The sequence below is a fragment of the Phycicoccus sp. Soil748 genome (assembly GCF_001428025.1).
Classification (GTDB): domain Bacteria; phylum Actinomycetota; class Actinomycetes; order Actinomycetales; family Dermatophilaceae; genus Pedococcus.
The window spans coordinates 300,651-325,307 of the sequence record NZ_LMSC01000005.1 but is presented as its reverse complement, the minus strand read 5'-3'; the positions used below and the strand labels follow the sequence as shown (position 1 = coordinate 325,307).

General features: G+C 73.1%; 19 protein-coding genes and 1 pseudogene. 6 read left to right on the top strand and 14 right to left on the bottom strand.

What is annotated here, in order from left to right; genetic code table 11:
• Positions 1 to 63: 63 nt before the first annotated feature.
• On the bottom strand, positions 64 to 1,080 hold the full coding sequence (locus ASG70_RS04020) for a type IV toxin-antitoxin system AbiEi family antitoxin domain-containing protein (RefSeq protein ID WP_056882544.1): 1,017 nt from the start codon (positions 1,078 to 1,080) through the stop codon (positions 64 to 66).
• Positions 1,081 to 1,285: 205 nt separating this feature from the next.
• On the opposite strand from ASG70_RS04020, the gene ASG70_RS04015 reads away from it, so the two are divergent.
• Positions 1,286 to 2,077 (top strand): inositol monophosphatase, encoded by a 792-nt coding sequence (locus tag ASG70_RS04015; RefSeq protein WP_056882543.1) that lies wholly within the window; start codon positions 1,286 to 1,288, stop codon positions 2,075 to 2,077.
• Positions 2,078 to 2,140: 63 nt separating this feature from the next.
• On the opposite strand, the gene ASG70_RS04010 is transcribed toward ASG70_RS04015, so the two are convergent.
• On the bottom strand, positions 2,141 to 4,258 hold the full coding sequence (locus ASG70_RS04010; protein ID WP_056882542.1) for a hypothetical protein: 2,118 nt from the start codon (positions 4,256 to 4,258) through the stop codon (positions 2,141 to 2,143).
• 34 nt (positions 4,259 to 4,292) lie between these two features.
• On the opposite strand from ASG70_RS04010, the gene ASG70_RS04005 reads away from it, so the two are divergent.
• Positions 4,293 to 5,027 carry a TIGR03089 family protein gene (locus ASG70_RS04005; RefSeq protein WP_056882541.1) on the top strand — a complete coding sequence of 245 codons (735 nt, stop codon included), beginning with the start codon at positions 4,293 to 4,295 and terminating at the stop codon, positions 5,025 to 5,027.
• Here ASG70_RS04005 and ASG70_RS04000 read toward each other — a convergent pair.
• On the bottom strand, positions 5,024 to 6,658 hold the full coding sequence (locus tag ASG70_RS04000; RefSeq protein WP_056882540.1) for a peptidoglycan-binding protein: 1,635 nt from the start codon (positions 6,656 to 6,658) through the stop codon (positions 5,024 to 5,026). The two genes, ASG70_RS04005 and ASG70_RS04000, sit on opposite strands and share 4 nt — an antisense overlap.
• Positions 6,659 to 6,966: 308 nt before the next feature.
• Between ASG70_RS04000 and ASG70_RS03995 the strand changes: the two genes are divergently transcribed.
• Positions 6,967 to 7,752 (top strand): CoA transferase subunit A, encoded by a 786-nt coding sequence (locus tag ASG70_RS03995; protein ID WP_056882539.1) that lies wholly within the window; start codon positions 6,967 to 6,969, stop codon positions 7,750 to 7,752.
• Positions 7,753 to 7,755: 3 nt separating this feature from the next.
• A complete protein-coding gene (locus tag ASG70_RS03990; RefSeq protein ID WP_056882538.1) occupies positions 7,756 to 8,394 on the top strand; it encodes a CoA transferase subunit B in 639 nt (212 codons plus the stop codon).
• A gap of 64 nt (positions 8,395 to 8,458) precedes the next feature.
• Here ASG70_RS03990 and ASG70_RS03985 read toward each other — a convergent pair whose 3' ends face one another.
• Positions 8,459 to 10,540 carry a SpoIID/LytB domain-containing protein gene (locus tag ASG70_RS03985; protein ID WP_056882537.1) on the bottom strand — a complete coding sequence of 694 codons (2,082 nt, stop codon included), beginning with the start codon at positions 10,538 to 10,540 and terminating at the stop codon, positions 8,459 to 8,461.
• 209 nt (positions 10,541 to 10,749) lie between these two features.
• Between ASG70_RS03985 and ASG70_RS03980 the strand changes: the two genes are divergently transcribed.
• Together ASG70_RS03980 and ASG70_RS03975 are read left to right on the top strand one after the other, a co-directional pair.
• Positions 10,750 to 11,415, top strand: a complete 666-nt coding sequence (locus ASG70_RS03980; RefSeq protein WP_056882536.1) for a glycosyltransferase family 2 protein — start codon at positions 10,750 to 10,752, stop codon at positions 11,413 to 11,415.
• A complete protein-coding gene (locus ASG70_RS03975; protein ID WP_056882535.1) occupies positions 11,412 to 11,804 on the top strand; it encodes a DUF2304 domain-containing protein in 393 nt (130 codons plus the stop codon). Before ASG70_RS03980 ends, ASG70_RS03975 begins: the two co-directional genes overlap by 4 nt.
• Here ASG70_RS03975 and ASG70_RS20300 read toward each other — a convergent pair.
• The 10 genes and pseudogenes from ASG70_RS20300 to ASG70_RS03930 all read right to left on the bottom strand — a co-directional run.
• Positions 11,754 to 11,994 (bottom strand): annotated as a pseudogene (locus tag ASG70_RS20300) (glycerol-3-phosphate cytidylyltransferase); the annotation flags it as partial. The gene ASG70_RS03975 and the pseudogene ASG70_RS20300 sit on opposite strands and share 51 nt — an antisense overlap.
• A 1-nt stretch (position 11,995) precedes the next feature.
• The coding region (locus ASG70_RS20185; RefSeq protein WP_255353790.1) for an adenylyltransferase/cytidyltransferase family protein at positions 11,996 to 12,158 on the bottom strand (163 nt) is incomplete at its 3' end.
• Between the two features lie 123 nt (positions 12,159 to 12,281).
• Complete coding sequence (locus ASG70_RS03965; RefSeq protein ID WP_156399804.1) at positions 12,282 to 13,298, bottom strand: hypothetical protein; 1,017 nt, start codon at positions 13,296 to 13,298, stop codon at positions 12,282 to 12,284.
• A 3-nt stretch (positions 13,299 to 13,301) separates the two neighbouring features.
• Positions 13,302 to 14,114: a CDP-alcohol phosphatidyltransferase family protein gene (locus ASG70_RS03960; protein ID WP_056882532.1), complete on the bottom strand. Its 813-nt coding sequence runs from the start codon at positions 14,112 to 14,114 to the stop codon at positions 13,302 to 13,304.
• Positions 14,111 to 16,186, bottom strand: coding sequence for a DUF5941 domain-containing protein (locus tag ASG70_RS03955; RefSeq protein ID WP_056882531.1), 2,076 nt, complete (start codon positions 16,184 to 16,186; stop codon positions 14,111 to 14,113). Before ASG70_RS03955 ends, ASG70_RS03960 begins: the two co-directional genes overlap by 4 nt.
• Positions 16,183 to 16,932, bottom strand: a complete 750-nt coding sequence (locus tag ASG70_RS03950; RefSeq protein WP_056882530.1) for an ABC transporter ATP-binding protein — start codon at positions 16,930 to 16,932, stop codon at positions 16,183 to 16,185. The genes ASG70_RS03955 and ASG70_RS03950 overlap by 4 nt, the downstream gene beginning before the upstream one ends.
• Positions 16,932 to 17,744, bottom strand: a complete 813-nt coding sequence (locus ASG70_RS03945; protein WP_056882529.1) for an ABC transporter permease — start codon at positions 17,742 to 17,744, stop codon at positions 16,932 to 16,934. The genes ASG70_RS03950 and ASG70_RS03945 overlap by 1 nt, the downstream gene beginning before the upstream one ends.
• Before the next feature lie 107 nt (positions 17,745 to 17,851).
• Positions 17,852 to 19,048, bottom strand: coding sequence for a glycosyltransferase (locus ASG70_RS19140; RefSeq protein ID WP_056882528.1), 1,197 nt, complete (start codon positions 19,046 to 19,048; stop codon positions 17,852 to 17,854).
• Complete coding sequence (locus tag ASG70_RS19475) at positions 19,033 to 21,153, bottom strand: DUF6077 domain-containing protein (RefSeq protein WP_056882527.1); 2,121 nt, start codon at positions 21,151 to 21,153, stop codon at positions 19,033 to 19,035. Before ASG70_RS19475 ends, ASG70_RS19140 begins: the two co-directional genes overlap by 16 nt.
• Complete coding sequence (locus ASG70_RS03930) at positions 21,150 to 24,620, bottom strand: bifunctional glycosyltransferase family 2 protein/CDP-glycerol:glycerophosphate glycerophosphotransferase (protein WP_056882526.1); 3,471 nt, start codon at positions 24,618 to 24,620, stop codon at positions 21,150 to 21,152. The genes ASG70_RS19475 and ASG70_RS03930 overlap by 4 nt, the downstream gene beginning before the upstream one ends.
• Between the last annotated feature and the right edge of the window lie 37 nt (positions 24,621 to 24,657).

Below are 24,657 nucleotides of genomic sequence, written 5' to 3'. Positions count from 1 at the left end.
ACCCCCGCGCCTCACCCTGCGCCATACCCGGGTCTTTGAGCGGTTGACCCGCCCCTGACCGGGTCAACCGCTCAAAGACCCGGGCTCGGTCCACCCACGGGCCGCCCACGGGCCCACTCCCACCGCGCACCCGTGGCGGCGGCAGGGCCGCGCCGTACCGCTCCACCCGCGGGCGCCCAGGATCGCCGCGATGTCGTGGGCGGTCTGGCACGGCGTCACAGCGACGTCGTTCCAGAACACCCGCGTGGTGGTGCGGCCCTGGCCCAACAGCAGCCGGTCGCGCCGCCCGTCACGGACGCGGTCCGACCACTGCTCGTGACCGAGGCGGCCGTCCACCTCGACGACGAGCCGGTACGCCGTGTACTCGTGGTCGTGCCACCGTCGCCTCCCGAGGTCCGACGGCGACTGCGACACCGAGCGAGGCAGGCCGTGGGCGCGTTCCACGTCGCGCAGGTAGAGGAGCTCCGCACCGCTCTGCGCCCCGGCTGCGACGTCCGCCAGGGCCAGACCCATGACTGCTGAGTGGCGGTGGCCGCCCCGAGCGCGCAGCTCGCGGCGCAGCTCGGCTGCCGAGACCAGCTCCTTCTGGACGGCTCGCGCGGCGAGGGCCACGGCATCGATCGCCGAGCCGCTCGTGCCGACATCGAGGACGGTGGCGGCGACCGTCGTCCGCCAGGGCCAGGCCCGCTCGTCGACCAAGTCGTCCCACCGCATGGAGCGCCTGACGCGGATCCCCGCGCCGGTCCGGACCTGACGCCGCTGCGGCACCACGACCTCGACCGCGGGCGGGGCGACAGCCACCAGACCCCACAGGAAGGCGGCAGACCGTCCCCGAAGGGCTGCGTCGGCCACGGGCTCGCCCGAGCTGCATCGCAGGAGTGCGGCCGTTGCCCGGGTGACCCAGTCGTCGCGGCCGGGCCGGGTCAGGTAGACGCCGTGCTGCACGGCCACCCACCGCCCACTCGTCACCCGCCACTCGACGGCGTGCGCGCTCATCCCCGCGGCGAGGCACTGCCGGCGAGTCAGGAGGTCGCGCTGCTGGTCGGCGAGGACCCGCAGCCGGTGCCAGTCGGTGGCCATGACCGCCACCCTGCCGACTCGAGCCCCGTGGGACGTCGACTTGTCCACACCCTCCCGTCCCACCCCACAGTCTTTGAGCGGTTGACCCGGCCATCACCGGGTGAACCGCTCAAAGACTCCTGGCTGGGCGGGTACGGGGCGGGTCGGAGTGGGGGTCGGGGCGACTGGTTTCGCTTGGCACGGCGACCTGTGGAACGGTGGGCACGTGGACACGGACCAGGTGCTCGACCTGATGAAGGCCGTCGCGGCGGAGGTCATCACGCCGCGGTTCCGATCGCTCGCCGACGGCGAGGTGATGGAGAAGAACCCCGGAGACCTGGTGACCGTCGCCGACCAGGAGTCCGAGGCGATCCTCACGCGGGAGCTGTCGGCGGCGTTCCCCGACGCGTTCGTCCTGGGCGAGGAGCGGACCTCGACCGACCCGACGACGCTGGACCGCTACGTCGAGGCCGAGCACGCGTTCACCGTCGACCCGGTCGACGGCACCAAGAACTTCGTCCACGGCTCCCCCGACCACGCGGTCATGGTCAGCGAGATCCGCCGGGGCGAGACCGTCCGCGGCTGGATCTGGCAGCCCGAGCACGGGGTGGCCTGGGTCGCCGAGAAGGGCTCCGGCACCTGGCGCAACGGCGAGCGAGTCGTCCGCGAACCCGTGCCCGACGACGTGCCCCCGAGGGGCGTCACCTCGATCTGGCCGCTGCGCGGTCACTCCCTCGGCTCGCTGCCCGCACTGGTCGGCTCGTGGGTCTGCTGCGGCGTCGACTACCCGCGGCTCATGGAGGGCGCGGCCGACTACATCCTGTACGCCCGCAACAGCCCCTGGGACCACTCCCCCGGTGCGCTCATGGTGCGCGAGGCCGGCGGCGTCGTCGGCCACCCGGACGGCACGCCCTACTCCCCCACCGCGCTCACGCCCGGCATCATCGTGGCTGCCGACAAGGGCACGTATGCCGCCGTGCGCCGCCTCGCCGCCGACGCCTTCGCCCGCCGCAGCTAGAACTTCGCCCGGATACCGGCCCAAGGGCCGAAAACTGGGGCGCGAACGCGGCGCCCCCTGCGACTACGGCTTCGGGGTACCCAGCCACACCTGGACGGGGAGCTCGACGAGGTGGTCGGGGCGGCGTTCGAGCAGCCGGGCGTCCTCCCGGACCCGCCGGTCGGTGCCGACCACCGCGTGGGCCAGGCCGAGCTTCGTGAGGGCGTCGGTCGAGTCGGCCGCGAGCAGGACGAGGCGACCGCCGCGCGCGTCGACGGCCGTGGCGACCTGGTCGACCGCGGCCGCGAACCGCGCGGGGTCGTTCCGCAGGGCCGAGGTCGTCGACAGCGCCGGCACGCCGCAGTAGCCGCGCAGCACCTGCGGCCACTCGTTCGCCGCCCTGCTGTCGCCCATCAGCACGACGTCACCCGGGTGCAGCTGGGCACAGACCTCGTCGACCGCAGCCAGCTCGCCCAGCTCGACGCGCTCACCGAGGTGGGGCAGCGTGGCCACGGCGCTGGGCACGAGCAGCGCGGCCGCGATGCCGATGCTCACGGCCACGTTGACGGCGTACGGCAGGCGTCGCGTCGACCAGCGGGAGGCCACTGCTGCGGCTGCGACGACGAGGAGCACGACGGTGGGCAACGCGATGACGAGCCGCCGGTCGGCCCACGGGTGGTCGGGCGTGATGCCCGGGCGGTAGAGCGTGAGCAGTGTGGACCCAGCCGCGACGACGGCCGGCCCGGCCCACGCCGGGAGCTCGCGTCCGTCGACCCAGGCCGAGGCGGCGCGGTGCGCGAGGACGGCGACCGCCACCAGCGCGATCACCAGCGCCACGGGGCCCACCCACCAGGCCATCCAGACCACCGACTGCTCGGCGTAGGTGCGGCCCCCGTCGACCGGGAGTCCCTGCCGCGCCTGGAGCCCGGCGACCACCCGCGACCCCGGGTCGGCGGCCGACTGCCGCACCGTCTGCCACAGCGGGCGCGACGCCAGGAAGACCCCGATGACGACGAACAGCCCGGCGAGCGCCCGGGGCAGCCATGCCTGCACCAGCGAGCCGGCCGACCACCCGCGCCGGGCGCCGGCGACGACGACCGCGGCCACGACGAAGAGCACGACGCCGAGGGCCACGAGCGGCAGCAGCGACCCGGCGATGCTGCCGAGGTACTCGCTCGACGTGAGCCAGGTCAGCCCGAACGACACCACGGCCGAGCCCGCCGTGGCCCAGCCGAGCACCCGCGCGTGCGCCTGCCGCTGCACCAGGGCGAGCGCCACGACGGGGACCACGAGGATCGCCTCGCGCAGCGCGTCGACGCGGATGACGACCGCACCGCCCATGAGGACCCCGGTGGCGAGGGCCGCCGACCGGGCGGCGGCGGCCTCCCCCACCCGGGCGCTGCGGGCCGCCAGCACGAGGGCGACGAGGCCGCCGGCGAGGACCGGCAGGGCGACCGGCTCGGAGTACGTCGCGCGGGCGACGTGCACGAGCGGGAACACCACCGCCGTACCGAGCGCTGCCAGCGGCCCCCAGCGTGGACCGGTGAGCAGCGAGGCCAGCAGGCCGATCGACAGCACGGCGAGCCCCCAGAGCAGCGCGGGTGCCCAGAAGAGCGCGGTCGCGCCGCCGAGCCACCACGCCACGGAGTACCAGGCCGAGGTGCCGACGGGGAACTGCGGCTGGATGGTCGGGTGCTGGGGTGAACCGGTGGCGTAGAACGCCGGGCTGGCCAGCGTGATGCCGTCGATGCGCAGCACGTCGGGGCCGCCGACCGAGTCCGCAGCGAGGTCGACGGGACGGGCGTGGCCGGTGGCGAGCTGGATGGAGGACTGCAGGTAGGACCCGGAGTCGCGCCGCGGCAGCACCTGCTCGGAGTGGGTGAGCCCGACCCACACGGTGGAGGCGAGCGCGAGGGTGACGAGCAGCGCGCCCGACCACACGGGCAGCGGCCTCACGGGGACCTTGCCGGACAGGAAGCCGGCGACGAGGGCCAGGACGACCAGGACCGGCAGGGCGACCCACGGCTGCCACAGGCCCACCAGCGCGAGGACCGCGGCCGCGGTCGCGCCGAGCACCAGCCACAGGGCCGAGCCCACGACGACCCGGGTGACGAGCCAGCCGCTCCACGCCTCACCGCGCAGGAGCGGGAGGTCGCCGGGGTCGGAGATGGACGGGTAGCTGCGGGGCTCGCGGCTGGTCACGGGTCGCAACGCTATCGGCCCCTACTGTGGGGCCATGCCCACCCCGCCGGACGTCCTCGCCGCCATGCTCCGCGCCGACCCCGCTCGCCCGCGGGTCACCTTCTACGAGGACACCGACGGCCCGACCCGCGGCGAGCGCATCGAGCTCAGCGCCAAGGTCCTGGCCAACTGGGTCAGCAAGGCGGCCAACGCGCTGCAGGACGAGTTCGAGGTGGCGCCCGGCTCGCGCGTCCTGCTCGCGCTGCCGCCCCACTGGCGCGCCTTGTACTGGGCGTTGGCCGTGTGGTCCGTGGGCGGCACCGTCGTGGTCGGCCGCACTCCCGGGGAGGCGGCGCTGGACAGGCTCGACCTCGTCGTCACCGACGACCCTGCCCTCGCTGCGGACCAGCTGCAGGCAGTCGTCGTGACCCTCGCCGCCCTCGCGCGCCAGGCGGCCGTGCCGACCGGTGACGCCATGGACGAGGCCCGCGAGCTGTCGACGCACGGCGACCAGTTCGTGGCCTGGGAGGAGCCGGTCGACGAGGCTGTCGCGCTCGAGGTCGACGGGGTCCGCACGCCGTACTCCGACGTCGTCGCCGACCTCGGCTGGCCGGCTGGGTCGCGGGTGCACCTGCGCGGCACCGACCTCGGCACAGACCTCGGCACCGTCCTGACCCAGGCGTTGGCCGCGTGGGCCGGGGACGGGTCCGTCGTCCTGTCCCGGGGTACCCTCCCGGCCGACGACCAGGCTCGCCGCGAGGCGGTCGAGGGCGTGACGCTGACGCCCTAGCGGTGGCGCAGCTCGGCCTCGACCGCCTTCCACGTCACCGTGGCCACCGTCCCCGTGCGCGCGATCTTCGCGCGCCCCTGCAGCGCCTTGACGGCGCCGGCCGTCGCCCGGCCGAAGTCGCCGTCGGCGGTGATGCGCAGCGCCTTCTGCAGAGCCGTCACCGCCGCACCGCGCGAACCCTGCCGCAGCACCGTCGAGTAGTAGGCGCGAAGCGGGTAGTCACGGTTCTCCAGGGCCGCCCAGACGTGCGCGTTGGTGACGCCGGTCGCCTTGAGGCCGTGCGCCTTCTGGAACGCGCCGACCGCGCTCGCGGTGCGCGCGCCGTACGACCCGTCGACGGCCAGGCCCCCCAGGGCGCGCTGCAGGGTCTTGACCGCGGCGCCCTTCGCGCCGGTGCGCAGGACCGTCGACATGAGCGGGGTGTACGCCGTCGTCACCCGCGCAGGCGTCGAGCGCGACGGCGCGGTCGGGGCGGCGGTGCTACCCATGAGGGCTGCCCAGGTGCTGGGGCCGACGACACCGTTGTCAGGCAGGCTGCGGCGGGTCTGGAACGCCTTGACGGCCGACTCGGTCTGCGGCCCGAACGCGCCGTCGGCCGTCACCTTGAGGGCCTTCTGCAGCGCCACGACGGCGGCGCCGGTGGAGCCGCGGCGCAGGGTGGTGCGGGCGTACGGCGCGAGCGGGCTGGCGGTGGAGGTGCTCGGCGCCGGGGTCGGCGCGGGAGCGGGCTCGGGCACCGGAGCGGGCGCGGGTGTCACCGCGGTCCCCCGGGCCGGCACCAGCCGCAGCGCGACCATCCGGGCCCAGGTGGCTGCGTCGAGCACGCCGGTGACCTTGACGCTGTGGGCGGACTGCCAGGTCCGCAGCGCGGCCGCCGTCCTCGGTCCGAACACCCCGTCCGGCGTGGCACCGATGACCTTCTGGGCCAGCGCGACGTCCGGGCCGGTCGACCCCTGGGCCAGCGTCGGGTAGCTGGTGGGGGTCGCCGGGGTGGTCGGGACACCGGGGGTGGTGGAGGTCGGCGTGGATGCCGACGGGCCGGGGCTGACGGTGGACAGGGCCTTGCCGGTCCACCAGGACGTGCGGCCGTAGGCGCCGTCCCAGGAGAACGAGAAGTGGATGTGGTCGGTGTGCGGGGCCGAGCCCGTGTAGGGCGCCCAGCCCCGGCCGGGGTCGTAGGCGCGCCACATCTTCTTGTTCCAGATGATGTACATGATCCCGAAGCGACGGGCCATGGCGCCGGGACGGCCCTGGGCGTCGGGGGCTGACAGCCAGGCCGTCACCGAGTCGGCGACGGCCTTCTCGTTCGGCTTGTCGACGCTGAGCATCCAGTCCCAGGCGCGCCCCTCCGAGTGTTCGGTGACGCCGCTGTTGCAGTTGCGGATGATGCCGTAGGACGACGTGCCGAGCCCGTAGTGGCTCGAGAGGAGCTTCGCGAACGCGGTGACGCCGGGCTTGGCCACGGGGTCGCAGAGCCGCTGCGCCTGGTAGGGCGAGGCCACGTCGAGCGCCGACGGGAGCGCCTTGCTCGGCGGCTTGGGCAGCGTCGCGGCCTGGGCACCGGCAGCCGCCAGCGGCACCGTGAGGACGGGGATGCTCAGCACACCGAGGGCACGGGTGGCACGCGACACAGCAGCCTCCAGGGGACGGCGCCCCTCATACCGGGGTACGGCGTGAGCGGGGCGCGGCGGGACGGGTCGGACTCCTGTCCCAGAGGTCACTTCCGGAGCAGGCAGAGCATTTGTCCCACTGGTGATCAGCCGCCACAAGCGGAAGTGACGAACTACAACCGTGGAGTTCCGCCGCGCCTCCGCCGTACGGCCGACCCGACCCACCCGTCCGGCCCCGGCCCGGCATGTGGCGCGGCCACGCGGACCCGCGGACCTGGTGGGGAGGGACCACGCACAGCCGCCGTCGCCCGGCGGCTAGAGTCCCGGCCATGGACAAAGTCGTCTCCTCCGTAGCCGAGGCCATCGACGGGATCGTCGACGGCTCCTCCCTGGCGGTGGGCGGTTTCGGGCTCTGCGGGGTCCCGAGCGTGCTCATCACCGCGATCCACGACTCGGGGGTGAGCGGCCTCGAGGCGGTGTCGAACAACTGCGGCGTCGACGAGTGGGGCCTCGGCATCCTGCTGCGCGACAAGCGGATCGCGCGCATGGTCTCCTCCTACGTCGGCGAGAACAAGGAGTTCGCACGCCAGTACCTCGCCGGCGAGCTCGAGGTCGAGCTGACGCCGCAGGGCACGCTGGCCGAGCGGCTGCGCGCCGGCGGCTCGGGCATCCCCGCCTTCTACACGGTGACCGGTGCCGGCACCCAGGTCGCCGAGGGCGGCCTCCCCTGGCGCTACGCCGCCGACGGCTCGGTCGCCAAGGCCTCGCCGGCCAAGGAGAGCAAGGTCTTCGAGGTCGACGGCCAGGAGAAGGAGTTCATCCTCGAGCGCGCCATCGTCACCGACTTCGGGCTCGTCCGCGCCTGGAAGGGCGACCGGCACGGCAACCTCGTCTTCCGCAAGAGCTCGCGCAACTTCAACCCGCTCGCCGCGATGGCCGGCCGGGTCACCGTCGCCGAGGTCGAGGAGCTCGTCGAGCCCGGCGAGCTCGACCCCGACACCGTCCACCTCCCCGGCATCTACGTGCACCGCGTACTCCCGCTCACTCCCGAGCAGGCAGCCGACAAGAAAATCGAGCGCCACACGACCCGTCCCCGCCCGACCCAGGAGGCCTGAGCCATGGCCCTGACCCGTGAGCAGATGGCGGCCCGCGCCGCCCGGGAGCTGACCGACGGCTCCTACGTCAACCTCGGCATCGGCCTGCCGACGCTGGTCCCCAACTACGTCCCCGACGACGTCGAGATCGTGCTGCAGTCCGAGAACGGCATCCTCGGTGTGGGCGCCTACCCCTACGAGGGCGAGGAGGACCCCGACCTCATCAACGCCGGCAAGGAGACCGTCACGCTGCGCCGTGGGGCGTCGTTCTTCGACTCGGCCCAGAGCTTCGGCATGATCCGCGGCGGCAAGGTCGACGCCGCGATCCTCGGGGCCATGCAGGTCTCCGCCAAGGGCGACATCGCCAACTGGATGATCCCCGGCAAGATGGTCAAGGGCATGGGCGGCGCGATGGACCTCGTCCACGGAGCCAAGAAGGTCATCGTCCTCATGGAGCACAACGCCAAGGACGGGTCCTACAAGATCGTCGACGAGTGCTCGCTGCCCTTCACCGGCCGCGGCGTCGTCCAGCGCATCATCACCGACCTGTGCGTCTTCGACGTCACCGACGAGGGTCTCGTACTGCGCGAGCTCGCCGAGGGCGTGACCGAGGACGAGGTGCGCGAGAAGACCGAGCCGGCCTTCACGACCGACCTCGCCTGACCCACTACCGGCACGACGAGGGGCCCCGCACCGGCCGGTGCGGGGCCCTTCGTCGTGCAGCAGGTCAGCGCAGCAGGGTGTAGAGGCCGGTCCAGCCGCTGCTCACCTTGAACCGGCTGCCCACGCCGCCCTTGCCGTTGCCGGGCACCACCCACAGGACACCGGCGGAGTCGCGACCGTAGATGTCGGCGTGCCCGTCGCGGCCGGCGTCGCCGACCGAGAAGAGGGCGTCGTAGGTGTTCCACCCGCTGGAGACGATGGTGCGCGAGCCGAAGCCGCCGGCACCGTTGCCCGGGTACAGGTAGAGCGTCCCGCCGGAGGAGCGGGCGAGCACGTCGGGGCGGCGGTCGCCGTTGAAGTCGCCGGCGCTGGAGACCTGGGTGAAGGCGCCCCAGCCGCTGCTGCCGACCTTGAGCTCTCCCTTGATGCCGCCGACGCAGTTGCCGCTGTGCAGCCACAGCGTCCCGTCGTCCACGCGCCGGGACATGATGTCGGTGCAGCCGTCGCCGTCGAAGTCGCCGACCGGGAAGGCGAGGTTGTATGCCTGCCACCCCGACGCCACCTTGGACCCGCTCGAGATGCCGCCGCCGCTCTTGCCGGGGTAGACGTACAGGGACCCGTCGGGCCAGACCGCCATGACGTCGGCCAGCTTGTCGGCGTTCCAGGTGCCGGCGGTGAAGGTGAGCCGCATGACGCGCCAGTCCGAGCTGTTGATCGCCGTCGCCGACGTCACCCTCCCGTCCCCCTTGCCGCGGTAGAGCCACAGGGCTCCCTTGCTGCCGTGGACGGCCACGACGTCGCCGAGCCCGTCGCCGGACAGGTCACGCGGGAACGAGGGCGCGGAGACCGTCTGGTCGGGCTTGAACCACTCCGACTTGAGCCCGAACCGCGCCTGGAAGGTGAACCCCGAGACCGTCACCGAGCCGGAGCTGCCCGTGATGACCATGCTGCGGACCCGGCCGCCCCAGTCGCCGTGGCCGTCGCGCGCGGTGATGGCCAGCTGCTGGAAGCTGCCGATGGACGGCCACTGCCGCTCGAGGCCCGCCACCGAGACCGACGTGCGCCAGGTGTGGTTGGGGTTGGCCGAGACGCCGTCGTAGGGGTCCTGCTTGGCGATGAGGTAGGGCTTGCCGCCGTCGGAGCTCCATCCGCCGTTGGAGGAGCTGAACTCGGTGAACGCGGTGGCGCCGTTGTAGGTGAGCACCGTCCCGCCGGTGGCGGTGACCGCGGTGTTGGTCGAGGTGTACTCGTAGGTCGTCGTGCTCCCACCTGAGGTGCGCTGGTAGCCGCTGAACACCTGGCAGGCGGTCGTCGGGCACGTGTCGTAGAACGCGGCGTTCTGCGGGTGCTCGCGACCGTAGTTGGCGTAGCTGCGGGCTGCCACGGCCTGCGCGCCGAGCGCAGCGGCCGACCAGGACGCCGGCATCTCGCTGGGCACGACGCTGCGCAGGTAGGAGTCCATCGGCAGGGCCACGACCGGCACGAGCGACTCTGCGCCAGCTGCACCGATGAGGGTGCCGCGCACCTCGCCCCGGTAGGTGTAGCTGCCCGTGCTGTTGAGCGCCTTCACCAGGCCAGTCGTCGGGTTGGAGATGTTGACCTGTGGTCCGGTCGCCACCTTCGGGGAGGTGCGGACCTCACCGGTCGAGAGGACGTACTGCAGCACCGGCTTGCTGGCGACGCCCGGCTGGAGGGTCGGGCGCACGACCCGCCACTCGCGGATGGCGATCTTGTCCCAGGTGGTGCTGTTGAGCTCGAAGGAGCCGGCCTGGTCGTAGGCGGTGCCGAACGAGGCCCTCAGGCCGGCCTCGGGCGCGACGCGGGTCGTGTTGCCGAGGTGCGCGGTGACGTTGACCCGGATGGTGGGGTTCCCGATCGCCGTCCGTGCGGTGTTGGGGTAGTAGAAGTCGACGATCTGCTGCCAGGTGAGGCCCTGCAGCGCGGCGCCGTACGCGCCGTACTGGGACATGCCGTGGCCGTGGCCCCAGCCGTGGCCGGTGAGGTAGATCGTGCCCGACGGCGGCCGAGGGTAGACCTCGTCGGCCTGGGCGGGCAGGGCCGTGACGGCACCCATCGCGACCACGACGGCGGCGACCGCCCCGAGCGACGCCCAGCGGCGCGGCCTCAGTGTGCTGACCCTTGACATGACGTGCTCCTCGCTCCCGGCGTGCCCTCAACCAGTGGTCGGTAGGTGGTCGGGCTCGCCCGTGTGGAAACGGGCACCAGCCACAAGGGCCCACCATGCCCCACCGACCACGCAGGTGTCAGGGGGTTGGCGAGAGTGTCGACCGATTTGTGACCTCCACCGGCCCCATAGACTGATGCGCGGTCTGCCGGGCGAGTCGAGGAGTACGAGTGCAGGACACATGGTTCGTGATCCCGCTGTTCAACGAGGAACAGGTGATCGCTGACGTCGTGCGCGACGTGCGCCGGACGTTCCCCCATGTGGTCTGCGTCGACGACGGCAGCTCCGACGGCTCGGCGGCCGCCGCCGACGCCGCGGGCGCGGTGGTCGTGCGCCACCCGGTCAACCTCGGCCAGGGCGCGGCGCTGCAGACCGGCTTCGAGTACGCGCTCTCGGACCCCGGCATGCGCTGGGTGGTGACGTTCGACGCCGACGGCCAGCACCAGGTGTCCGACGTGCTGGAGATGCTGGAGAAGGCCCGGGCCGAGAACCTCGACGTGGTCTTCGGGTCGCGGTTCCTCGACCAGCGCACCAAAGCCGGCGCCCTCAAGAAGCTGGTGCTGCGGATGGCCGTGGCCTACACCAACCTCACGACCAAGACGCGCCTGACCGACGCCCACAACGGGCTCCGCGTCATCAACCGCGATGTCGTGTCACGGCTGTCGATCACCCAGAACCGGATGGCCCACGCCTCCGAGCTGGTCGCCCAGATCGGGGCGCTCGACATCCGCTACGGCGAGAGCCCGGTCCACGTGCTCTACACCGACTACTCACGTTCCAAGGGCCAGTCGCTCTGGAACGCCGTCAACATCCTCGTGGAGCTGATCCTGCGATGAAGATCGTGCTCATCCAGATCCTGCTGATCGTCGTCGTCATCGCGGTGGTGGCGCGGCTCTTCCGTTCGCGCGGTGCGCGGGCGCAGGCCATCCGCCGCCTCGGCCTGCTGCTCTTCGCCGCCTTCGCGGTGGTCTCGATCCTGTTCCCGTCGGTGTGGAACCGGATCGCCCAGCTCGTCGGCGTCGGCCGCGGCACCGACATGGTGCTCTACGCGCTCGTGGTGGCGTTCCTCAGCTTCACGGTGACGACCTACCTGCGCTTCCGCGACCTCGAGACCCGCTACACCAAGCTCGCCCGCCGGCTCGCGCTCGACGAGGCCGCCGTGCAGTACCCGGCCTCAGGGGGCGATCTTGGCGATGTGCTCGATGAGCCCGGTGGTCGAGACTAACGGCGTGCGCGGCAGGTAGACCACCTCGCACACGTCACCGACCCAGTCGAACTTGCCGGTCCAGTCGTCGCCCATGACGAGCACGTCGGCGCCGTGCTCGAGGATGTAGTCGCGCTTCTTCTCCAGCGACTCCTCGACGAAGACCTCGTCGACCATCTTCAGGCTGCTGATGATCTCGACCCGCTCGTCCNCCAGCCGGTCCCCGAGCTCGGCAGCCCGCTTGAGCACGCGGATGTGGCCGACGTGGAGCACGTCGAACGTGCCGAAGGTGATGACGGTGCGACTGCTCAACGGGACTCCTCGGGTGCCGGTCGGCGGTGTGCCGGCCGCGACGCGGGCCGCGCGGTGGGTCACGCGGCGTCCCGCAGAGGCTACCGCCCGGTCACCCGCCCGACCGCACGCCTCGCGAGTGCGGGTCCGCCCCTCGGTCTGCCCCTCCGTCCGCCCCGCAGTCCGCCCCTCGGCCGGACCCGAGGCCTACGCCCTGGCCACCACCGCGTCCAGCGCGGCCCGGGCGGCGTCGAGCATCGAGCGCTCGGCCAGCCCGCTGCCGTCGCTGCGCCGGCCGCCCTCGCTGACGGCGGCGGCGAGGTCCGCGGCGGACAGCGCGCTGAGCTCCACCCCCAGCGGTCGCGGCGAGGTGTCGCCCGCGACCACGCGGGCTCCCTCGGCCAGCGCCTCGCGGACGATGACCGAGTCGCCGTCCCAGGCCGTGGGGCGCAGGAAGACCGCACTCGACGCCAGCACGTCACGGACCTCCTGCGGTGAGGCGTCGAACGTGACGTCCACCCACTCCTCCCCCGCCACCGAGGACCGCAGGGCGGCCAGCTCCGCACCGTCGTGACCGTAGGCGAGGACGCGCAGCGTGGCGTCCGGCCAGGCCCCGGCGCGCAGCAGGCGGACCGCGTCGACGGCGAGGTCGGCGTGGTAGTGGGCCAGCCCGGCGTTCGTGGCCACGGACAGCGCGTGCGGGGCGCGTGCAGGGGCGGGCGCCGTACGCGGTACGGGGACATAGGGGGTCACGACCCGGACGCGCCCGCGCAGCCCCGCGGGCAGCACGGACCTGATCTCGTCGTTGACCGCCCAGACCTCGTCGTAGGCGTGCAGCGCCAGCCGCAGGGCCCCGGCAGCGGGGCCCCCCATCCGGCGGACCTGGCCGGCCGTCGAGCCGGAGTGCAGCACCAGCACCGTCCGTCCGGGGACCAGGGCGAAGACGGGGGCGAGCAGCATGGCCCGCCACAGCCGGGTGATGTGGAACAGGTGCAGCGTCCGGCGCCGCCAGAGGGCCGGCGCGGCGCGCACCGCCCGGCCGGGGTCCCCGGTGTCGACGTAGCGGACGTCGCACCCCTCAGCGCGCAGGGCGGCGGTGAGCTGGCGGTGGCTGGCGTGGACCCCGCCGACCTCGCCGTGCTCCTGCGCCCACTGCAGCACGCGCGTGGCCGGGCCGGTCTCATGGCCGGTCTCATGGCCGCTCGCCGGGCCAGGAGGGGTCACGGGTCAGTCCAGCCGGGAGCTGGTGAGGACCCCGAGAAGGTGCCCACCGGCGGTGATGACGGCCAGGGGCACCATCACGACGACGAGCACCTGGGTGCCGAGCAGGTCGCCGCGCACGACGTCGACGACGCCCGCGGCCAGGGCCAGCAGCGAGGCCTCCACGGCGACGAACGCACGGAAGACGGGCAGGTAGCCGAGGGCGCGGCGCACCGCGGCCAGTCTCGACACCCGCGACCGGGTGGTGGCTGCGACGTCCTCGAGCATGGGCCGGCCGGTCTTGGCGCGGGCCACGTGGACCAGGTCGGTGAACGCCTTGTTCATGAGCACCACCACGGCGACGAGCAGACCGAGCACGGTCCAGCCGCCGACCTCGAGCGGGTGCGCGAGCGACCAGCCGTCGGCGCGCAGGCCCAGGGCGGCGGGGATGGCGGCCTCGGTCGCGTAGTGGCCGATCCGGTCGAGGTAGATGCCGGCCGGGGAGAACCGTTGCCGCCAGCGCGCCACCTCCCCGTCGCTGCAGTCGAGCAGGATCTGCAGCTGCATGGCGACCACGCACAGCACCGGGCCGACGAGGCCGGGCAGCGGCAGGGCGAACGCGCCGAGCACCCCGACCGCGATCATCAGCCAGGTGACGCCGTTGGGGCTGATGCCCGTGGGGAGCATGGCCTTCGTCGCGTGGACCGACAGGTGCCGGATGTAGAGGGCGCCCGCCCAGTGCTCGGCGTTGTAGCGGGCGATGTGCTCGGGCGGCTGGGCCACCGCGCGCAGCTCGGCCAGCGTCGGGTGGTTGTCGCTGGGGTCGTGGGTGACGCTCATGCGCCGGCTCCTGTCGGCATCGGGTCTCCCTGCGCCGCGATCCAGCGCCGCCAGCCGGTGGCCGACTCCGCAAGGTAGAGGACGGCCAGCAGCACCGCGGCCACCCAGAGGACCGGGACCACGGCGGAGGGTGCGAACGTCGCGAGCAGCAGCAGGCCGAGGATCCGACCCTCGGTGCCGAGTCCGGCGGTCGCGAGCCAGGCGGCCGGCGCCGTACCGGTGTCGCGCAGCCGGTAGACGACGTCGTAGCGGTGGTAGGCGACGGCGGCGACGTAGGCGAAGCCGGCGGCCGTCTGCGCGCCGAGCGTGTGGTGGACGAGCAGGCCGACGGCCAGCGCCTCGGCGACCCACAGCGCGGCCGGGGCCTGCCACCCCAGGCGGTCGTGCACCGGCGGCTGCCAGCCCACGGCGACGAGGGCGCTCCCGACAGCGGCGGCCACCAGGGCCGTGCCCGTGTGGTCCGTCCAGAGCAGCAGGGACACCACGACCACCAGCACGGCGGCCCCGGCGAGCCCGAGGACGAACGGGGGCCGGGCCGCGCGTCCGGAGAGGCGGCCGACCAGCCGGGCCAGCGGCCCGAGGTCGAGCTGCTCGTCGAGCTCGCCGCGCGTCGTCGCCGGCACCACGGCGGACCACGTCGGGTCACGGCGCAGCAGCACCGCCGCGACCCGTCCACCCTGGGTCCACAGCACCGCGACGACCACGGCGACGAACAGCGCCCACAGCACGAGCATCGGGCGGCGCGTCAGCAAGGTGAGCGAGATGAGCAGGTAGCGCTCGGCGATGGGCATGTGCACGACCTTCTTGGTCCAGTGCACCGCCTGCGCCCGTCGGCTCGGCGGGGGCCCGAAGGTCGTGCGGGCGTCCTGCGGTCCGCGGTCGTACGGCGCGTCGGCCGGCAGGAGGTCCGGACGGCTCAGGCGCGAGGGGCGCAGCCGCGCCTCGTAGGCGTAGTCCTCGAGGTGGCGCACCGTCACCGCGGTCATCGCGGCGAGGGCGACCGGCCACCCGGGGGCGCCCTCGCGGACGGCGACCGAGGCGACCGCGGCCAGCACGGCGTACTCCTTGACCCGGTCGCCCACCGCGTCGAGGAAGGCGCCGAGCGGGCTGAAGCGGCGGGTGAAGCGGGCGATCTCCCCGTCGACGCAGTCGACGGCCAGGGCGACCAGCAGCACGACGGCCGCGACGACCCACGCCCACCAGGCGCCCGTGGCGACGAACAGCGCGGCGAGGACGCCGAGGCCCAGCGACACCATGGTCACGACGTTGGGCGACCACCCGTGCGCGAGCCCGAAGCCGGTGATCCGCCGGGAGACCGGCCGCACGGCGTACGTGGAGAAGAAGCCGTCGCCCCCACGGGAGGCGCCCCGCAGCCGCTGCCGCCACGGGCCACCGGCGGCGCCCTCGGCGCGCACTCCCCCGCGGCTCCAGTCGAACGGCCCGAGGGCGCTGGCCTGCACCACCAGGCCCGCGCGGACGAGGACCAGGGTCGCGGCGGCGACGCCGTCCTCGCCCCAGGAGGTGTCGGCGAGCGGCGCGGCGGCGCGCAGGGCGCGGGCGGCCCCGGCACGGTCCTGCGGGGCGACGCGCAGGACACCGGGCAGCGCCCGGTCGGGGCGGGTGACGGTGTGGTGCGCGGTGCCCACCGACTCGAGCTGCTTGCCGTCGCGCCCCACCCTCGCCCGTCCGGCGAGCTCGTCGCCCTCGGCGAGCGCGTGGGGGTCGGCGACCAGCGCCGCGGTGCGGACCCCGGGTCGGTCGAGCAGGTCGAGCAGGGCGACGTGGGAGATGTGCAGGTCAGGGGCGGCGACCACGAGCGGGACGGCGTCGCCGCGCTCGAGCGCCTCAGCCAGCCAGGTCAGCTGGTCCGTGGGCGCCCCGGCGAGGCGGGCCAGCGGGGCGGGCAGGCCGAGCTCGGCCAGGCTGGTCTCGACGTCGGGGAGGCTGGCCTCCATGGCCGACCCGGGCGTCGGCCCCGGCGTCCCGAGGAGGACGACGTCGGCCCCCTTGGAGAACCCGTGGACCCTGCGGGCGGCGTCGTCGCCCACGAGGGACCCGGCGCTCGCGGTCACGCGCCGGAGTCCAGGTCGTGGTTGTAGCGCTCGAGGACGTCGTCCATGGGGGCGTCCATCATGAGCCGGCCGCGCTTGAGGTAGAGCCCACGGGTGCTGAACCGGCGCAGGTCCTTCTCCGAGTGCGACACGAGGAACAGCGTGCGGCCGTCGGCGAGCAGCGACTCCATCCGCTGGTAGCACTTCTCACGGAACGCCCGGTCGCCCACCGCGAGGACCTCGTCGACGAGCACGATCGGCTCGTCGAGCGTGGTCACGACGGCGAACCCGAGGCGGACCTTCATGCCGGAGGAGAAGTGCCGGTACGGCGTGTCGAGCCCCGCGCGCACCTCGGGGCCCGCGAAGTCGACGATGTCGTCGAAGCGCTCCTCGATGGCGGCCTTGGGCAGCCCGTGCAGGCCGGCCGTGAGGTAGATGTTGTCGCGGGCGGACAGCTCGCCGACGAACCCGCCGGTGAGCTCGATGAGCGGGGCGACCCCGCCGTTGACCGTGACCGAGCCCTCGTCGGGCAGCAGGACGCCGGCGATCATCTTGAGCAGCGTGCTCTTGCCACCGCCGTTGCCCCCGACCAGGCCGACGGCCTCGCCGGGCTGGATGTCGAAGCTGACGTCGCGCAGCGCCCAGAAGGTCTCCTTGGGTGCACCGCTGCGGCCGTGGAAGAGCATCTCGCGCAGCTGCATGCGTCGTCGGCGCGAGCGGAAGAACTCGATGCCGAGGTCCTGGACGGAGATCACGGGGTCGGCCATCAGATCTCCTTGAGGACGGGGCGCTCGAGCCGGGAGAAGACGACGGAGCCGACGAGCAGCAGCAGGACCGAGATGACGACGGACGCGATGATCGACCCCCAGACCACCGCCTGCTTGCCCTCGTGGGAGAAGAAGCCGGCCCGCATCATCTCGAGCACACCGGTCATGGGGTTGAGCCACGTGACCTTGTCGTAGGGGTGCGGCACGACGCGGCCGGCGTAGATGACGGGGGTGGCGTAGAAGAGCATGCGCAGGACGATCCGGATCACGCGCTGCATGTCGGTGACCAGCGCCGTGACGGGGGCGAGCAGCAGCCCGAGCCCGGCGAGCGCCACCGCCTGCACGACGATCGCCAGGGGGAACAGCACCAGCATCCAGTTGAGGTGGGTGTCGTTCTTGAAGAAGTAGATCGCCGTGAAGGCGAGCAGCACGGGCAGCGACAGGAGGTACTCGATCCCCTTGGACAGCACCACGCGCAGCACCCACATCTCGCGGGGGAGGTTGGTCGAGCGGACGAGCTTGGCCTCCTGGATCAGCGCTCGCGAGGTGTCCGTGAGCGAGCCCGAGAACCACTGCCACGACAGCAGGCCGATGACGAGGAAGAGGAAGTACGGCTTGTGGCCGACGTCGCCCCTCTTGAAGATGTAGACGAAGACGACGAAGTAGATGAGCGACATCAGCAGCGGGTCGAGGACCGTCCACACGTAGCCGAGCACGCTGCGGGAGTACCTGACCCGCAGGTCCCGCACGATGAGCGTCCACAGCACGCCCCGCTTGGCCGCGATGGCCCGCGTCCGGGAGATGATGTCCATACGTCCTTAGCCTGTCGAGGTCGGCGGGTGGTCGAGGTGCTGCCGTCGGCCATCTTCTCGCGTCGGACCCGCCGACCGAGGGTACGCCACACGGGGGTGCGCTCCGGTCAGCCGGCTCCCCGTGCACGGCCCGCCGCCGGTCGCCGCACCCCGCCCGGCAGCAGGATCTTCGCCGTGCTCGTCAGGAGCCGGCGGGCGAGCAGTCGGTCGCTGGACAGCCCCAGTCCCCGCTCGACCCTGAACGAGCCCACGTTGTCGCGGACCCGGGCGAGTCGGCCCCGGTCGTCGCGCGCCCACGCCCGCGGCCCGCGGCGGGCCCGGACCACGCGGACCAGGTCGTCCATCCGGCCGGCGTCCGCGAGCTCGACGTAGAGCCGCAGCGTCGGCGGAAGCGCGGCGCGACGCTCGGCGGGGAGACCGTCCACGAGGTGGCGGAAGAACCTGAGGTAGGCGGCGCGGTACTCCTCGTCGGCCTCGGGGAGGGCGGAGGTGTAGAGCGGCAGGTCCAGGCGCAGCACCTTGATGTCGTGGTGCACCCGCAGGTCGTCGAGGCGCTGCTGCTCCAGGAAGCGGTCGACCGCGCTCACCGCGGCGAACCGGTCGGTGAGGTTGGTGAGCTCGTGGCGTCGCTGCGTGATCGAGGCGTCGCCCTCGCGTGCCCGCCAGCGGTAGACCGGCTCGTGGACGACGGACACGCGCCCCGCGAGGTGCAGCGCCGGGACGGTCAGGGGCAGGTCCTCGTAGAGGACGCCCTCGGGGAACCGCAGCCCGTGCTCGCGGAGGAACGAGCGCCGGTAGACCTTGTTCCAGGCGGTGGTGTCGTAGAGCAGCGAGGGGTCCTCGACCAGCACCCCGACCGCGCCGACGCCCTGCAGGGCCTGGTCGTGCAGGCCCGACGGGCGGTCCGTGCGGCCGTCGGTGCGCAGCACCGCACCGGTGGCGATGTCGGTGCCGTCCTCGGCGGCGCGCCGTACGAGGGTGGCGTAGGCGGGGAGCAGGATGTCGTCGCTGTCGACGAACCCGACGAACTCGCCGGTGGCCAGGTCGAGCCCGGTGTTGCGGGCAGCACCCAGCCCGGCGTTGGGCTGGTGCACGACCCGCCAGGTGGGACGCCCCTGCGCGGCGGCATCGCAGATCTCGCCGCTGCGGTCGTGGGAGCCGTCGTCCACGAGCACGACCTCGGTGCCCTCGGGCACGCACCGGGCCACGGAGTCGAGGCACTCCCGGAGGTAGGGCTCCACGTCGTACACGGCCACGACCACGGTCAGGAGGACGGTGCCCTCGTGGCTCACCGGCGCAGGCACACGAGCCGCCCTTCCCCGACCGCCACGTTGAAGCCGACCTGCTCCAGGGCGGTGACCGCGTTGACGCGCTCCTTCGACACACAGGCGGTGTCGACGCTCAGCACGTCGACGAGGTGCCGCAGGGTCGCCACTGGTGGGGTGCGCGAATCGGCGAACTTCTGCAGGGCGATCCGCTCGCGGGCGTGCGCAGACGGCGTGCCGACGTAGGCGTTGAGGTAGATGGCGCGGGCCGACACGGGGTGCACGTCGACCGACAGCGCGGCGAGCACGCGGGAGGCGTCCCACGGCGCGAGGACGGTGTCACCGTCGCGTGAGACGCGCAGCGCGGCCTTGGCCTCCGCCTCCGCGTGCGGCGGAACCTTCCATGCCATGGGCGAGACCGGGTATGCCAGGTTGACTGGGGACCAGATCCACCGCCCCCCGTAGAAGGGGATGACCACGACCGCCGCGGCTGCGGCGAGCGCCGCGAGCGGCACCACCACCTTCGGCAGGCGGCGGTGGACGAGCTCTGCCACGGCACCGACAAGGCCGGCGACGAGCAGCGGGACGGGGACGACCCACCACATGCGCCAGACGACGGCCCGCAGACTCGCGGCGGCCACCAGGGCGTCGGTCACGGGGGGCAGCATGGCCACGGCGGTCGCGAGGACGACGCAGACGAGCACGGCACGGGCGGCGGCCGACCGCAGGCCCGCCCAGCCCGCGGCGACGGCGACGATGCTCACGACGAAGAAGCCGTGCTGGCCGATCACGCCCTGCAGCGGCGGCAGCACCCAGGTCGCCGCGGCCTCGGGGTCCGGCGCCACGGACGCCCGCGGCGCGACGAGCTTGACGGCGACGCCGCACGCCAGGGGGTAGGCCAGCGTCACGGCCACGCCGAGCGCGCGCCGGGCCCCCACGTGCAGCCAGGCGGCCAGCGCCACCCCGGCCACGAGCACCGGGACGAGGAAGACGGCCGTGTTGCTGGCCCCGATGGTGCAGACCACGGCCAGGGCCAGCACCAGCTGGCGACGACGGCCACCACGGGCGACGTAGGCCAGGGCCACGGCGACGAGCAGCGGCAGGAAGAGGGAGGCCAGGGCCGCCTTGCCCTGCCACATCCGCAGGGCGAAGAAGTTGCCCTGCGCGGCCCCCGCCTCACCCGAGGCGAGCAGGAAGAGCACGGCCGCCGACAGGGCGACAGGGGCGAAGCGGATCCGGCTGAGCGACACCAGCCAGGCCAGCGCCAGCACGCAGAGCGCGGTGAGCAGCGGGGTCGCGACGAGGTAGGTCACGACGCCGGCCGACAGCCCGGTCACGTGGCCCAGCGCCCCGAGCAGGCCTTCGAAGGAGTGGATCGGCGGGCTGTGCGAGCTCAGCATCGGGAACACCTGGTCGCCGAGCATGGTGTCCTTGAGCGGGAACGTGCCCCGGTCAGCGACCCACTGCGACAGGTTGACGAAGTAGGCGTCGTCACCGTCGGGACGGGCGTAGCGCATGGCCACGACGGCGCACACGAGCGCCCAGGCCCAGGCCGTCAGCCACAGGGCGCCCCGAGCCGGGTCGACCACCGGCGTGGAGGGACGAGAGGTCGCGGCAGACGGGCCAGCAGGGGTGCGGACGGTCCGGCTCGTGCGACGGCGCCGCAGGGTGAGGACCACCCAGGCGGCACCGGCGAGCACCAGCAGCACCATCATGTAGCCGCGCTGGTTGCCCGCCCCGCCGAGCCACGCGCACACGACGCCGAGCGCCAGGGCGGCCAGGGCCTGCCCGGTGGCCGCCCGGCTGGGGCGCTCCCCCGTCCCGCCGCCCACCGCGGCCGGGAGCACCAGCCACGAGGCCGCCGCCGCGACGACCAACGCGACCAGCAGGGTGGGGGTCGCGGGCAGCCCCACGACGAGCGCCACCTGGTAGGCCAGCGTCCAGACGCCGAAGCCCACGACGACCACGACGAGCAGCCCCACCGTGAGCCGCTCGAGCCAGCCGGACAGGTGCGCGGCCCGTGTCGGTACGGTGCCCTCCCGAGAGTCCTCGGGGCGTGGGCTCCCCGCACCCGCCACCCAAGGAGTCGCCGTCGGGGTGGGCGACGCCGTCGGTGCGGCCGGCACCGGTCCGGCGGTGCTCACAGGAACCGCTCGACGAACCGGGCGGAGGCCTTGCCGTCCTCCAGCCCCGTGAACCGGGTCCGGAACGCCTCGTAGCGCTCCGCGTACTCCTCCTGCACCTCGTCGAGGCGGGTGAGCGCGTCGAGCACCCCGCTGGACTCGGTGAGCAGCGGACCGGGCGCCTCGGCCTCGAAGTCGAAGTAGAAGCCGCGCAGGTTGTCGCGGTAGTCCTCGAGGTCCCAGGTGAAGAACAGGATCGGGCGGCCTGTGTTGACGAAGTCGAACATCACCGAGGAGTAGTCGGTGACGAGCACGTCGGCCAGCAGGTAGAGGTCGCGGATGTCGGGGTAGCTCGAGACGTTGCGGACGAAGCCGCCGAACATCGCCGCGTCGATGCCCGAGCTGACGAGCTGGTGCCCGCGGATGAGCAGGACGCTGTCGTCGCCGAACGCGCGGTACATGCGCTCGAGGTCCAGCTTCATCGTGAACTGGTAGCGACCCCGGGCGTCGTAGTCGTTGTCGCGCCACGTCGGGGCGTACAGGATGACCCGCTTGCCCTCGGGCAGCCCCAGCCGGGCACGCGCCGCCTCGGCCTGCCTCCTGGCCTCCTCGGGCTGGTGGAAGACGTCGTTGCGGGGGTAGCCGATCTCGAGCACCTCGCCCTCGTAGCCGAAGGCACGGCCGAGGATCTCGGTGGAGAAGTGGTTGGGCGAGACCAGCGCGTCCCACTTGGCCACGTCGCGGGCGAACTGCGTCAGGTACTTCTTGTTGGACATCTGGATCGTGTCGATGTCGAACCCGATCTTCTTGAGCGGCGTGCCGTGCCACGTCTGGGCGTAGCGGCTGCCCTCGCGCTTGACGTAGTGGGTGGGCATCGAGTCGTTGCTCACGACCCAGCGCGCCCGCGCCAGCTCGCGGTAGTAGTCACGGCTGCCGACCACGACCCGGGCCACGCCGTCGGGCACCTCGACCGAGTGGTCCTGGATCGCCCAGATGCACTCGCGGGGGTCGCCGCGGCGCTGGAGCTCCTCGAAGACGGCCCGCGGGCTGTCGGAGAACTGCCGGCCCTTCCACGCCTCGAAGAAGATGCTGTCCTTGAGCGGCAGGCGGCGCTGCACGCGGTAGACGTACTTGCGGTTGCGCTCGCGGTGCAGCGCGCCCCGGTCACGGAAGTCGCCGGACGCGTCGACCACGAGCTGCAGCTCGTGTGCGGCGGAGGAGCGCAGCAGGTAGGTCATCCCGTCGACCTCGCCCTGCTCGGCCAGGTGCGCCTCGGCCGTGCTGGAGACGCGCACCCCGCGGTCGCGCTGCCCCTCGTCGCCGGTGGTGACGGTGACGAGCCAGCGCCCACCCTGCAGCCAGCGCAGGACGGCCTCGCCCGGCGCCCCCCTCGCCGGGATGGTGGCCTGCCAGTCGACGCCGTCGACGGTGACCGGAATCTGGTGCGCCGCACCGCTGCTCGTCGACAGCGACAGTGACTCGACCGGGGCCCCACCGGTGATGCCCTCGAGCCGCAGGCCGTCGGGGCGCCAGTCGAAGGACGTCAGCACCGGGCCCGGCCGGGTGTCGAGGATGCGGGCGCCGCCGTCGACGCCCTCCCGAACCTCGAGCGAGCGCTCGCGGAGGGTGAGGAACAGGTCCTCGGTGTCGGGCGCCAGGTGCAGCGGCCGCGGGTCGGCGTCCTCGTCCGCACCCGACGGCAACAGCGCGACGACCCACTCGCGGGTGGCGAAGGACTCCGCGCGGACCTCCACGTCGCCGGCGCCCACGTGGGCGGTCGCGGTGCGCCCGTCGACCTCCAGCGGGACGCGCAGGCCCTGCAGGGAGTCGGTGCGACGCAGGAACAGGTCGGTGGGCTCCCACTGCCCGGTGGTGCGGCGCAGCGTGAAGCGCAGCCCGTCACCCTCCACCTCGACCGACTCGAGCAGGGCCCCGACGCGGTGGACGTTGACCACGAGCTGGCGGCCCTCGTACCCGGGGACGGCGAGCTGGTCCGGCGCGATGAGCCTCCGCCGCGGGTGCCGCCCCGAGCCGAGCTCGGGGTTGCCGACGCTGGAGCCGCGACGTGCCGACGGCGCCGCGACCTGGGCGAGCAGCTCGAAGCCGGCCCGCTCCTCCCCCGGCTGCAGCAGGAGCTGGGACGTGCGGACCTGCGCGCGGAAGCCGGCCGCGTCGTAGGACACCGCCGTGCCGGTCGTGCGGGCGGTGAGGTCGAGGCGGCGCACCCGCCGGGCCCGGACCTGCTGCCGCTCCTTGGCGCCGACCCGGCGCAGCTGGAACCGTCGCACCGACGACACCGGCGTGGCGTCGGCGACCCGGTGGATGAACGCGTGGCCCTCCACGACGAGCGCGTTGCCGTCCCAGCGCACGTCGCGCACCCCGGTGCGCAGCGGCTGGGAGCGGGTGACCTCGTAGACCGACGCGGGGATCCCCTTGGTGGTGTCGGTGCGGAAGGGCAGGTCGGCGTAGAGGCGCAGGCCCGACCGGACGAAGTTCCCGCGGTTGGCCGGCACCCGGTAGTACTCCTGCAGCTCGAGGAGCTCGGGCAGCATCCCCCGCGAGATCAGGTGGTACTCGAGCCGGCGCACCGGCGGCAGCTTCGCGATCATCTTGGGTGACACCCGGCGCAGGTAGTCGCCGACGAGCTCGATGACCTGCCGCTGGAACAGGTCGTCGCCCTCGTGGAGCACCCCGATGAACAGCGGGATGTCGACCTTGAGGACCTTGTCGTCGTGGATCTTCTTGCCCTCGGTGTCACCGCGGCCGGTGAGGAAGTCGTCGACCGAGGTGACGGCCGCCATCCGGTCGACGAGGTTCTTGCTCTCGGCGCGGCGCTGGGTGATCGACTGCACCGCGGTCTGCCGCTCACGCCACAGGTAGACGGGGTCGGCGAGGACGTCGACCGAGGTGGCCAGGAAGTGGGCCGGCACCGTCAGCGGGATGTCCTCGTAGTAGACGCCCTCGGGGAAGCGCAGCTTGTGCTCGGCGAGGAACGACCGGCGGTAGACCTTGTTCCAGGCCGTGGTGTCGTAGACGAGCGACGGCGTCCTGCGGATGTGCGTGCGCATCTGGTTGCGCTTGATGGCGCGGCGGTGCAGCGGCGAGTTGAAGGTCTTGGCGCCGTCGAAGCGCAGCACGCCGCCGACCACCATGTCCGAGCCGCTCTCGCTCACGGCGTGCAGCATCAGCTCGTAGGCGTCACGGGGCACGAGGTCGTCGGAGTCGACGAAGGCGATGAACTCGGACGTCGAGTGGTCCATGCCGATGTTGCGGGCCCGGCCGAGGCCGCCGTTCTCGACGTGCAGCACCTGCCAGTGCGGCTTGTCCGCGGCGAACTCGTCGGCCAGCTCCCCCGAGCCGTCGGTGCTGCCGTCGTCGACGAGGATCACCTCGAGGTCGCCGAGGGTCTGGGCACGCAGGGACTCCAGGCATGCAACGAGGTAGTCGCTCACGTTGTAGATGGGAACGACGACACTCAGCGAGGGCATGGGGAATGGAACCTTTCCGTGGGGTCCCGCAATCGTA